This is a genomic window from Pseudomonas sp. Marseille-Q1929 (assembly GCF_017316265.1).
GTDB lineage: Bacteria > Pseudomonadota > Gammaproteobacteria > Pseudomonadales > Pseudomonadaceae > Aquipseudomonas.
The window spans coordinates 90,607-102,240 of the sequence record NZ_JAFLWU010000008.1; the positions used below are offsets into that span (position 1 = coordinate 90,607).

Here is an 11,634-nt window from a genome sequence, read left to right on the forward strand (position 1 = left end):
TTGCGGGCCGGTCAGCTTCATCAATCTGCCTTGTGGGCAGTGCACATCCGGAAAAAACAGCTCGGCGGTCAGACGAGCTCTTTCAAAACGCTTGTTACCAACGCTCCCGATCCGGGAGACGTCTCGATAATGCAAGGACAAAAAGGTTACGTCAACGGTTATGTAGTGATTATTTTTGGTCACTACATAAATCGCCGTGGGGGCGGGGGGATGCGTGGAATTGTGACTTGGGCGTCATTTTTTGGCGTGGTTGGTCTTGGGGCCGGGATGCTCCATGCGACACAAAACCCCTGTGGGAGCGGGCTTGCCCGCGATAGCGGTCAGTCAGTTGATACTTCTGCAGCTGAAACACCGCTATCGCAGGCAAGCCAGCTCCCACACAAGCCCTGCCCATCTTTGAGACTGGTGGTGTTGTTGCTATCTCAGACGCTCAGCAAGCAACGGCAACAACCGTTCGCACGATGCCTCGATCTTCACTTGCAACAACTCATCCCCCCGCGTCTTGCCCAGGTTGATCGCGATCACCGGCTTGCCTTGTTCCACCATCGCCTTGCACAGGCGAAACGCTGAGTAAGCCATCAAGGATGAGCCGACCACCAGCAACCCCTCGGCCTGTTCCACCGCCACCATGGCCTTGGCGGCCGTAGCCTGGGCGACGTTCTCGCCGAAGAACACCACATCCGGTTTCAAGCGTTGACCGTTGCAATGGGGGCAGTAGGGGATCTGGCAGCGTTCTTCAAAGGCCGGATCCAGCAGCGTATCGCCATCGGGCGCTTGCACAGCATCGACCCCGGCCAGGTAGGGATTCTCGTGTTCCATCCGCTGTTGGATCACATCGCGCGGGCTGCGCTGCTGGCAGTCCAGGCACAGCACCCGGTGCAGGCTGCCGTGCAGCTCAATCACGTCATGGCTGCCGGCCTGGTCATGCAGGGTGTCGACATTTTGGGTGATCAGACCGCTGATGCGCTGGCGTTGTTGCAGGGTCGCGAGGGCCCGATGGGCGGGGTTCGGCTGGGCGATGCGCACCCTCGGCCAACCCAGCATCGCCCGCGCCCAATAACGGCGGCGTGCCTGCGCGGTGGCGAGGAATTCCTGGTACATCATTGGCGCCTTGCCCCGGCGCACGCCTTCGCTGTCGCGATAATCGGGAATCCCCGAAGACGTGCTGATCCCGGCGCCGGTCAGCACCAGGAAGCGCCGTTCGGCCATGGCCCGGTGCAGGATGTCGAGATGGTCTTCCTGATGTTCCAGGCTGTCGAGCATGGGTTTCCCCTATTCGCCGCGGATGTATTGCTCCAGTTGCTTGATCAGGTCTGCCTGGTCGGCGATGGCTTCTTTCACCAGGTCGCCAATGGACAGCAGGCCCAGCAGTTGACCATCTTCTACGACGGGCAGGTGGCGCAGGTGACTGTCGGTCATGATGTTCATGCACTCGTCGACTTTTTTGTGGGTGTCGACGGTGATCACTGGAGAGCTCATTACCTCGTGGACCTTCGTGGTGACCGACGACAGCCCCTTGAGCATGATTTTGCGCGCATAGTCACGTTCGCTGATGATGCCTACCACTACGCCATCCTGGACGACCGGCAAGGCCCCGACGTTTTTCTCCGACATGCGGACCAGCGCTTCAAACACGGTGTGGTCGTGTTTGATGACATGGACTTCCTGATTCTTCTGGTCCTTGGCTTTGAGCACTTGTGCAACGGTTTTCATGGCGGCCACTCCGGTGTTGTTGTTAGGAAGTCAGCGGGTCCCCTACAGAATCCTAGACGGCCCACGCGAGGGCAAGGTCCAAAGCGGCGTGAAACCCGTCGAAAAACGTCATTCGCCGGACTTTTTTTCGGTTTTACCCGGCATTCGCCGGTTTTTTGCCGCGCCGGGGGCTGGCGGTCGCCTTGCGTGGGGCGCTCTTGCGCTTCTTTTTCCACGGCGTGGCGCCTTGGCCTGGCGGGCCGGTGATGGTCATGCGCAGGCCATTGCAGCGCGCCACCTGCTTGCTCATCCAGGCCGCCTGCTTGGCGACGAACTCTTCCAGGCTCATCTCGCCGCTTTGCACCATGTCCAGGGCTTGCTCCCAGATCGCGGTGGTGCCTGGGTCGGCAATGGCGCGGGGCACAGCGTCGATCAGGCTGAATGCCGCAGGCGTCGCCGACAGGGCCTTGCCGTTTTTCACCAGGTAACCACGGTCCAGCAGGCCCTGGATAATCCCGGCGCGGGTGGCTTCGGTGCCAATGCCCGTGGTGTCCTTGAGCTTTTGCTTGAGCAGTGGGTCTTCCACCAGTTTGGCGACGTTCTTCATCGCCTTGATCAGGTCGCCCTCGGTAAAGGGCTTGGGCGGTTGGGTCCACAGGTCCTTGAGGTTGACCTTGGCCACCGCATACTCCTGGCCTTGCACCAGCGTGGGCAACGCTTGCGGTGCAGGGGCTTCGCGGCCCTTGGCCGGCGCCAGGGCTTCGGGCAGGGCGCGTTTCCAGCCGGGTTCGATCACCACCTTGCCCACCGCGCGCAACGCGTGCCCGGCACAGTCGAAATCCGCCTGGGTGCGATCGTATTCATGGTTGGGCAGGAACTGCGCCAGGTAACGCGCGCGAATCAAGGTGTACACCGCGCGGTGTTTGCCGGTGAGTTGCCCGGCGTCCTTGCCCGCGCCGGTGGGGATGATGCCGTGGTGGGCGCTGACCTTGGCGTCGTTCCACGCTCGCGAGCGGCGTTGTGGGTCGAGATGGGGCATCAGTTCATTTACGGCCGCATCGGCCCGGCCCAGCGCGGCGAGAATCTTCGGCGCGTCGCTGTGCTGGCTGACCGGCAGGTAGCCGCAGTCGCTGCGTGGATAGGTGATGGCCTTGTGGGTTTCGTACAGCGACTGGGCGATGTCGAGGGTTTCCTGGGCGCCGAGGCCGAGCTTCTTGGAGCAGATTTCCTGCAGGGTGCCAAGGTCGAAGGGCAGGGGTGCCACCTCGCGCATGCGTTCGGTGCGCAGCTTGACCAGGCGCGCATTGGCCGCGTTGCGCATCGCATCGGCCGCGTCCCGCGCCAGTTGCGGGTTGAGACAGCGGCCCTGGTCATCACAGGCATCCTCGGCTGCGCGCCATTGCGCGGTGAAGGTCATGTGCTGATGCTGTAAGTCGACGTCGATGGCCCAGTACGCCACCGGGACGAAATCGGCGATGCTGCGGTCGCGGTCCACCACCAGGCGCAGGGTCGGGGTTTGCACGCGGCCCACGGGCAGCACGCCTTGATACCCGGATTGGCGCCCGAGCAAGGTGAACAAGCGGCTCATGTTCATCCCGATCAGCCAGTCGGCGCGGGAACGGCCGAGGGCCGAGTGATACAGGCTGAAGGTTTCGGCGCCGGGCTTGAGTGCAGCCAGGGCCTTGCGAATGGACGCATCGTCCAGCGCCGACAGCCACAAGCGCTGGATCGGCCCGCGATAGCGGCAGTGCTCCACCAACTCACGGGCGATCATCTCGCCTTCGCGGTCGGCGTCGGTGGCGATCACCAGTTCCTGGGCTTCCCCCAGTAGTCGCTTGACCGCCTTGAACTGGCTGGCGGTCTTGGGCTTGACCTGCATCTTCCATTTTTCCGGGACGATCGGCAGGTCGGCCAGCACCCAGCGTTTGTACTTGGCGTCGTAGGCGTCGGGCGGGGCGGTTTCCAGCAGGTGGCCGATGCACCAGGTGACTGTGACCCCATTGCCCAGCCAGCAGCCGTCGCCGCGGCGACTGGCGCCGAGCACGGCCGCGATGTCCTTGGCCTGGGAGGGTTTTTCACAGAGGTACAGCCGCATGGGTATCACATCAGATCGGGTTGATGCTGTGCAGGATGCTCAGTAAACCGGCATTGATCAATCATTATCTGTATGGATGTACAGCAATTTGTGTGGACGCTACGAAGCAAATGTGGGAGCGGGCTTGCTCGCGAAGGCGGTGTGTCAGCCAATACATGGTTGACTGGTCCACCGCTTTCGCGAGCAAGCCCGCTCCCACAGGGGATCTTCAGGGGATGGAAGATCAGTTATTGTCGATATCCACGTGCCGGGTTTCCTTCAGGCAGATCATCCCCACCACCAGGCTCACCCCGGTTACGACCACCGGGTACCACAGGCCATAGAAAATATCCCCGGTGTACACCACCAGCGCAAACGACACCGTCGGCAGGAACCCGCCAAACCAGCCGTTGCCGATGTGGTAGGGCAGGGACATCGAGGTGTAGCGGATACGCGTCGGGAACAGTTCCACCATCAACGCCGCCAGCGGGCCGTAGCACATGGCCGCGATCAGGATCAGCGCGACGATCAGCACCACCACCATGGTTTTGTTGACCTGGGCCACATCCGCCGAACTCGGGTAGCCGGCCAGGGTCACGGCACCGCGCAGGGCCGCTTCATCAAAGCCGTCGATTCGCACTTCACCCACGCTTACCTGCACCGGGCTGCCCGCTGGGGCGGCGGCGCTGCTGTAGGGCAGGCCCTGCTTGACCAGGAAGGTCTTGACCTTGTCGCATGGGCTGTCAAATTTCGCCTTGCCCACCGGGTCGAACTGGAAGGTGCAGGTGGCCGGGTCGGCCAGCACGGTGATCGGCGCCTGTTGGCTGGCCTGGTCCATCGCTGGGTTGGTGTAGTGCGCCAGGCTTTTGAAGATCGGGAAGTACAGCACGGTGGCCAGCAGCAGGCCGAGCATCAGCACCGGCTTGCGCCCGACCTTGTCCGACAGCCAGCCAAAGAAGATAAAGAACGGCGCGCCAATCACCACACTGATGATCAGCAGCATGTTGGCCAGGGCCGGGTCCATCTTGAGGAACTGGGTGAGGAAGAACAGCACATAGAACTGCGCCGCGTAAAAGGTCACCGCTTGCCCGCCGTTGATGCTGAACAGCGCGATCAGCACCACCTTGAGGTTGTCCCAGTTGCCGAACGACTCACTGATCGGCGCCTTGCTTGCCTTGCCTTCCTCTTTCATTTTCAAGAAGGCCGGCGACTCGTGCAGGCTCATGCGGATCCAGGTGGAAATGCCCAGCAGCACGATGGAGAACAGGAACGGAATGCGCCAGCCCCATACTTCGAACTGGTCGCCGGTGAAGTAGCGGCAGGCCAGCACCACCAGCAACGACAGCAGCAGGCCGATGGTCGCGGTGGATTGAATCCAGCTGGTATGAAAACCACGCTTGCCCGCCGGCGCATGCTCGGCCACATAGGTCGCCGCGCCGCCGTATTCGCCCCCCAGCGCCAGGCCCTGGAGCATGCGCAACACGATAAGGATGATCGGCGCGGCAATGCCGATGCTGGCGTAGGTCGGCAACAGCCCCACGCAAAACGTCGCCACGCCCATGAGGATGATGGTCACCAGGAAGGTGTACTTGCGCCCGATCATGTCACCCAGGCGGCCGAACACCAGCGCACCGAAGGGCCGCACCACAAAGCCGGCCGCAAAGGCCATCAAGGCAAAGATAAACGCCGTGGTGTCGTTGACCCCGGCAAAGAACTGCTTGCTGATCACCGCCGCCAGCGCGCCGTAGAGGAAAAAGTCATACCACTCGAACACCGTCCCCAGGGACGAGGCGAAGATGACTTTCTTTGAGTCGTTGTTGGTGCTCGCGTCTATGACCGAACCCAGGGGTTGAGCATGTTCTGACATCGGGTAGCCCTCACAGTGATTATTTATTGTTGTTCCACTGTCGGCGCCAGGTGTGGCGCCGCTATTCAGATTGCATGAACCGTTTCTCTGTGCGGGGTGAGGCTCCTTGTGTTCGGCGAAAGAATGAGCTGCGCGGCTTTTTCCGCGATCATCAGCGTGGGTGAGCAGGTGTTGCCGGAGGTGATGCGCGGCATGATCGAGGCGTCGGCGATGCGCAGGCCGGGCACGCCATGCACGCGCAGTTGGGCGTCGACCACCGCATCGGCATCGCTGCCCATGCGGCAGGTGCCCACCGGATGGAAGATCGTCGTGCCGATACGCGCGGCAGCTTCGTGCAGTTCGTCTTCGGTTTGCAGCGAATCGCCGGGCAGGTATTCCACCGGCTTGAATGCGCGCAGTGCGGGTGCGGCAACGATGCGGCGCGTCAGGCGGATCGCATCGGCGGCCACGCGCAAATCTTCGGGATGGCTGAGGTAATTGGGCCGGATCAGCGGCGCATCCGCCGGGTTGGCCGAGCGGACATCCACGCGGCCACGGCTTTGCGGGCGCAGGTCGCAGACCGACGCGGTAAATGCCGGGAACGCATGCAGCGGCTCGCCAAAGCGCTCCAGGGACAGCGGCTGCACATGGTATTCGAGGTTGGCCGAGGTCTGTTCCGGGCCCGAGCGGGCAAACGCGCCGAGTTGGCTGGGCGCCATCGACAGCGGGCCGCTGCGGTCGTACAGGTACTGCAGGCCCATGCCCAGCTTGCCCCACACGGAACCGGCGATCTGGTTCAGGGTGCGGGCGTTTTCCAGTTTGTAGATCAGGCGCAATTGCAGGTGGTCCTGCAGGTTGCCGCCGACGCCCGGCAGTTCACGCACGACCTCGATGCCCAACGGTTTGAGCACGCTGGAGGGGCCAATCCCCGAGCGTTGCAAAATGCCTGGCGAGCCGACTGAACCGGCGCACAGCACGATTTCCTTGCGTGCCTTCCAGCTCAGCGACTGGCCCAACTGACGGCCGACGACTTGAGCGGCGCGGCCGTTTTCCAGGAGCACGCGGTCCACTTCCACTTCGGTCAGCACGGTGAGGTTGGGCCGCTGGCGGATCGGCTTGAGAAAAGCCTTGGCCGCGTTCCAGCGCACGCCGGCCTTCTGGTTGACCTGGAAGTAGCCGCAGCCTTCGTTGTCACCGGTGTTGAAATCGTTGATGTTGGCAATACCGCTTTGCGCGGCCGCATCGCGGAACGCGTCGAGGATCGGCCAGTGCAGGCGCTGTTGCTCGACGCGCCACTCGCCGCCATTGCTGTGAAATTGCGAGCCACCGGCAAAATGGTTTTCGCTCTGTTTGAACAGCGGCAACACATCGTCCCACGCCCAGCCCGGGTTGCCGGCCGCCGCCCAGCCGTCGTAGTCCTGGGCCTGGCCGCGCATGTAGATCATGCCGTTGATGGACGAGCAGCCACCCAGCACCTTGCCCCGTGGATAGCTCAGCGCACGGCCTTGCAGGCCTTCCTGCGCTTCGGTCTTGAAGCACCAGTCGGTGCGCGGGTTGCCGATGCAGTACAGGTAGCCGACGGGGATGTGGATCCAGGGGTAATTGTCGCGGCCACCGGCTTCGAGCAGCAGCACGCGGTGGGCGGGGTTGGCGGACAGTCGATTGGCCAGCAGGCAGCCTGCGGGGCCGGCGCCTACGACGATGTAATCGTATTCAGCAGTTGCAGTGGGCATCTGGGGTCTCGCTTGTTTTTCTTATTGCCCTCATCCTAGTTGTTAGTTTTCGTCTTAAAAATGTTAGTTTTTACCCAGCTGCTGTGCGTTTTTAAACAGTGCGGCCCGGGCCTATGGAGATGGAGGCGACATGTTCGACTGGAATGACCTGCGCTACTTTCTGGAATTGCAGCGCAGCGGCCGCCTGCTCACGGCCGCGCAACGCCTGAAAACCACCCACGCCACCGTCGCCCGGCATATCGAGGCCATCGAGAAAAGCCTCGGCACCGCGCTGTTTGTGCAGTACGCCCAGGGCTACGAGCTGACGCCCGCCGGCGAAGCGCTGCTCAAGCACGCCGAGGCCATGGAAAACGTCGCGCTGCTGGCTGAAGACGAACTCACCCATTCGGCCGCGCCATTGGGCAAGATTCGCCTGGGCGTCGCCGAAGGCCTGGGTGTGATGTTCCTCGCCGGCCGCATGGGTGGCTTGTTTGATCGCTACCCAGGCCTGGAAGTGGAACTGGTGGCGGTGCCGCGCTTCGTCAGCATCCTCAACCGCGAAGCCGAGATCAGCATCCACCTGGAGCGCCCCAGCGTCGATCAACTGGTTACACGCAAACTCACCGACTATCGCCTTGCGCTGTACGCCAGCCGCGCCTACCTGGACCGCCACCCGCCGATTGAAAAGCGCGAGGATCTCGCAGCGCACGCGTGGATCGATTATGTGGACGACCTGTTGTTCAGCCAGGAACTGAAATTCCTCAGCAGCTTCTGCCGCAACCCCAAGGTGGTGTTCCACAGCACCAGCGTGATCGCCCAGCACCAGGCGGCGCGTTCGGGCTTGGGGATTGCCGTGTTGCCGTGTTTCATGGCCTCGGCCGACCCTGAGTTGGTGGCGTTGCTGCCGGGGGAGGGGATCATGCGCAGCTACTGGATCAGCTCGCGGCGGGAGTTGCACAAATCGGTGCGGTTGCGGGTGTTGTGGGATTACGTGGTGGAGTTGTGCGCCCGGGAACAGGCGTTGCTGCTCGGCGAATCCAACTGACCGAAACCGGATTAAACCTGTGGGAGCAGTTTTTGTGGGAGCTGGCTTGCCTGCGATGCAGGCACCTCGGTGTATCAGGCAAACCGAGGTGATGCCATCGCAGGCAAGCCAGCTCCCACAGGAATAGGGTTGTGTCAGGAGGTCTTCAGAGTTTGATGACCTGATGCACCTGCTCCGCACAGGCCCGTGCCTCGTCGACCATCTTTCCAAACGCCGCGCTGACCATTTCATCATGGGTCAGCCAGCGCATCTTCTGGGTCAGGCGATAGTGATAGCGCAGTGCGCCGTCTTCGCGCTGGCCTTCAAGGTCCAGGTCGTACCACGGTGAGCGCACCTGGCAGCCGGGGATGGTTTTTTCCATCTGCCCACCGCGCAGGGTGATGGTGTAGTCATTGGTTTCCGGGTTGCCCTGGTCCAGGTCGGCCTGCTGCCCTTGGCGGCGGTAGTAGACGAAGGCATCCCAGCGGCCTTTGAGCGACTCATCGGTGTAGACGTAGCCATCCGCCAGTTTCTCCAGCGCGCGCTGGTCGTTCATGGTTGCGTTGACGCTATACCCGTCGTGTACGACAAAACCGGTGGCTGCGCGGGTGACGTGGCAGTCGCTGATTTCATGGCCGAAGTTGGCGCAAATGTTCTGGTCGGTGGCGGTGCTGCCTTGCTGGCGGTCGGCGACGCTCAGTTGCATCAGCGGCAGGCGGCTGAAGGTGAGGGTGGCCTGGATCGCGGCGTTGCCTTGCTGGTCGTAGTGCACCTGTTTGTCCAGGCGCAGGCTGGTTTCGGGGCGTTCCAGCGGGATATGTTCTGTGCGCACCTGACCCTGGGCGTCGTTGACCAGCACCCAGCGGTCTTGGATGTCGGGCATGGTCTGGCCCGGGGCAAAGACCGGGTTGGTCGGGTCCAGCCACCAGACCTGGCCGTCCACTTCGGCGCGCACGATGGCGTGGTTGGGCGCGTTGGTGCCGGGGATCAACAACGATTCCACCACATCGCCACGGCTGACCCAGGCGGTTTCGGCGGGGATGCCGCTGGCCTTGAGCATGGCGGTCAGCAGGATCGCCAGATCCTTGCAGTCGCCATACCCATGCTGCTCGATTTCCGCCAGGTTGAACGGTACATAGCCGCGCTCGGTGGCACGCCAATCGCCGAGATAACGGTAGTGATCGTTGAGGTGTTGCATCAGCGCCCCGACCCGTTCGGCGGGCGCCAAGTCGCGTGCGGCGGCGACGGCGGCCGCACTGTGTGGCGGCAGGCGGGCACCGAGGATCTGGTTGTAGCGCTGGGCGAAATCACCGAAGTACGCCTGTTGCTCCATGGCGCTGCCCACTTCGATACGCGGGATGCGCAGTAGCGCGGCGTTGGATGATTCGTTTATGTAATTGAGAAAGGTCGGGGCTTTTTGCACCACGTCCAGGGTCTTGCCATTGGCCGATGGCGTCACCTTGAAGCCATCGAACAGCTCGCTGCGCCACTGGATCGGCCGCTCGGCGGTAAACCGCGCCTTGAAGCGGTCGCGACGGGCCGCGCTGGGGCCGAACTTGAGGGCGTAGTGAAACTGCGTCATCAGCGGCTTGGCGGGGCGGTGCTCGCGCACGGTGTAGCGGATCTGCGTGCCGACGCGCAGGTTGGGAAAGGCCAGGGACGTCTGCTTGTCGCGGCTGAAACCCTGGTCCGGGTTGGGCGCGGTGCGCGTGTCGATCTGCGTGGCCGCAAGCGCAACCGGCTTGGCGCCGGGCTGGGTGGATTGCGCAGCGATCACTTCAAAGGTGTCGCCTTCGGCGTAGTCGAAGTCGATGCGCGAGAGCATCTCACGGCCGTTGGGCTTGAGGATGGTGTAGTGGTAGGTGGTGGTGCAGTCAGTGCTGGCATCACGGTTGAAGTGGCAATGCAGCTCGGTGTCGCTGGCCAGCGGGGCTTCGGCCAAGGGTTGCAGCGCGGCGAAAACGGTAGGAGCAGCGAGCCCCAGACTGATGGCAAGCAAGGGACGGTAAAACGCAAAACGGTACATGGGCGCCTCGGGTGACACATTGAAACAGCTACCTGACAGGTAGCGAGAAGGCGCCGGATGATAATGGGTCGCAACGGAGAAAGCCAGGATTGTTCGACAATCTATCTGGCTGTAAGGCCCGAGATAGAGCCTTTTGTTTGATTTATGTCAGGGTTTTAGCAGTTCGAACTCGGCGCTGGCGAGCTTCTCGCCATTGACCAATACGTGCACTGCATGTTTGCCGGGATAGTGCTTGCGCGTGGTCAGCTCACGAATATGTTGCTCGCGCCGAATGCTCTGCTGTTCACCCGCGCCCAGGGTAAACGCCTTGAGCTTGAACACCTTTTTCGCACTGTGCCCCGCGCTTTTCACGTAGTCGATGGCGTAGTCCACCACCAGCTTCTGCGCGGTGTCGGCGGTGGATTCCAGGTTGAACGACAAGCTGATCCGCTCCCCCAGGTTGATCACCGCGGGTGTCACGCTCAACTGATGAATCTTCACCTCGGCCTTGGCCCCGGCACCCATGATCGTCAGCGCGCGGGTGTTGCCTTGCTTGATCAGGCTGCGCAGGGCGTGGCGGGCGATCCAGGCGGTGTGGGGGTTGTCCAGTGACCAGCCTTCGATCAGCGTGAGGACCCAGTCCGGGTGGTCCTTGGTGATGTCGTTGAGGTGGTTGGCCACCGACTTGCGCACGTACAGGCTGGGGTCGGCCTTGAGGTTGTCGAGGATCGATGCGCACAGCTCGGGATTGGCCTGCACTTCAGCCAGGCGAAAGGACCAGGGCAGGCGCGGTCGTGAGCCTTCGCTGGCCAGGCGGCGCACATGGTCGTTGGCGTCCAGCGACCAGGTTTGCAGCACCGCCAGGGTGCGCGGGAGGTCGCGCAGCAGAAAGGGGCGGATAGCGAATTCGGCGGAACCAAAGGTGGTGAAAAATTTGAGCGCGGCCATGGAGCGTTCGAAGTCATCCAACCCGTAGCTCGCCACGTAGTGCGGCAGGAACAGGCTGACAAAGCTGCTGTTCAGGCGCGGTGCCAAGGCATACAGCCGTTCCAGGGTTTGTGGGTAATCCAGCGGGACTACCGCGTGCAGGCTCTCGCTGACCCGCGCCATGCGCTGCAGCACCGACAACTCGGCCAGCCCGGCCTGGGCGTGCTTGAGAAAGCCCTTGGCGTCGAACGCCGGGTACACCGCGCTCATTTCGCTGGCGATGTGTTGCAGGCGTTCGACGTTGAAGATTTCTTTCAGGGCCGGGGCGCTTTGGTCAGTCATCGGTGATTCCAT

Annotated in this window: 8 protein-coding genes; 1 reads left to right on the top strand and 7 read right to left on the bottom strand. The window is 62.5% G+C overall.

Annotated elements, in window-relative coordinates; translation table 11 throughout:
• Positions 1-417: 417 nt before the first annotated feature.
• From J1G37_RS12025 to J1G37_RS12045, 5 genes are all read right to left on the bottom strand, one after another.
• On the bottom strand, positions 418-1,263 hold the full coding sequence (locus J1G37_RS12025; protein ID WP_207041912.1) for an NAD-dependent protein deacetylase: 846 nt from the start codon (positions 1,261-1,263) through the stop codon (positions 418-420).
• Between the two features lie 9 nt (positions 1,264-1,272).
• Positions 1,273-1,713 carry a CBS domain-containing protein gene (locus tag J1G37_RS12030; RefSeq protein WP_207041913.1) on the bottom strand — a complete coding sequence of 147 codons (441 nt, stop codon included), beginning with the start codon at positions 1,711-1,713 and terminating at the stop codon, positions 1,273-1,275.
• Between the two features lie 133 nt (positions 1,714-1,846).
• The gene (locus J1G37_RS12035; RefSeq protein WP_207041914.1) at positions 1,847-3,787 is read right to left on the bottom strand and encodes a DNA topoisomerase III; all 1,941 of its coding nucleotides are present in this window, start codon (positions 3,785-3,787) and stop codon (positions 1,847-1,849) included.
• A gap of 223 nt (positions 3,788-4,010) precedes the next feature.
• Positions 4,011-5,633 carry an MFS transporter gene (locus J1G37_RS12040; protein ID WP_207041916.1) on the bottom strand — a complete coding sequence of 541 codons (1,623 nt, stop codon included), beginning with the start codon at positions 5,631-5,633 and terminating at the stop codon, positions 4,011-4,013.
• Between the two features lie 65 nt (positions 5,634-5,698).
• Entirely contained in the window at positions 5,699-7,345 is a 1,647-nt protein-coding gene (locus J1G37_RS12045; RefSeq protein WP_207041918.1) for a GMC family oxidoreductase N-terminal domain-containing protein, read from the bottom strand.
• Positions 7,346-7,475: 130 nt separating this feature from the next.
• Here J1G37_RS12045 and J1G37_RS12050 point away from each other — a divergent pair, with 130 nt between their 5' ends.
• On the top strand, positions 7,476-8,369 hold the full coding sequence (locus J1G37_RS12050) for a LysR family transcriptional regulator (protein ID WP_207041920.1): 894 nt from the start codon (positions 7,476-7,478) through the stop codon (positions 8,367-8,369).
• A 145-nt stretch (positions 8,370-8,514) separates the two neighbouring features.
• Here the strand turns inward: J1G37_RS12050 and J1G37_RS12055 are convergent, their stop codons facing one another.
• Both J1G37_RS12055 and J1G37_RS12060 read right to left on the bottom strand, forming a co-directional pair.
• Positions 8,515-10,374: a DUF3857 and transglutaminase domain-containing protein gene (locus J1G37_RS12055; RefSeq protein ID WP_207041922.1), complete on the bottom strand. Its 1,860-nt coding sequence runs from the start codon at positions 10,372-10,374 to the stop codon at positions 8,515-8,517.
• A gap of 147 nt (positions 10,375-10,521) precedes the next feature.
• Positions 10,522-11,622 carry a DNA alkylation repair protein gene (locus J1G37_RS12060; protein WP_207041924.1) on the bottom strand — a complete coding sequence of 367 codons (1,101 nt, stop codon included), beginning with the start codon at positions 11,620-11,622 and terminating at the stop codon, positions 10,522-10,524.
• Positions 11,623-11,634: the final 12 nt, after the last annotated feature.

Coding starts and splice junctions, on each gene's coding strand:
- J1G37_RS12025 (WP_207041912.1), bottom strand. CDS start 1,263: ATGCTCGACAGCCTGGAACATCAGGAAGACCATCTCGACATCCTGCAC.
- J1G37_RS12030 (WP_207041913.1), bottom strand. CDS start 1,713: ATGAAAACCGTTGCACAAGTGCTCAAAGCCAAGGACCAGAAGAATCAG.
- J1G37_RS12035 (WP_207041914.1), bottom strand. CDS start 3,787: ATGCGGCTGTACCTCTGTGAAAAACCCTCCCAGGCCAAGGACATCGCG.
- J1G37_RS12040 (WP_207041916.1), bottom strand. CDS start 5,633: ATGTCAGAACATGCTCAACCCCTGGGTTCGGTCATAGACGCGAGCACC.
- J1G37_RS12045 (WP_207041918.1), bottom strand. CDS start 7,345: ATGCCCACTGCAACTGCTGAATACGATTACATCGTCGTAGGCGCCGGC.
- J1G37_RS12050 (WP_207041920.1), top strand. CDS start 7,476: ATGTTCGACTGGAATGACCTGCGCTACTTTCTGGAATTGCAGCGCAGC.
- J1G37_RS12055 (WP_207041922.1), bottom strand. CDS start 10,374: ATGTACCGTTTTGCGTTTTACCGTCCCTTGCTTGCCATCAGTCTGGGG.
- J1G37_RS12060 (WP_207041924.1), bottom strand. CDS start 11,622: ATGACTGACCAAAGCGCCCCGGCCCTGAAAGAAATCTTCAACGTCGAA.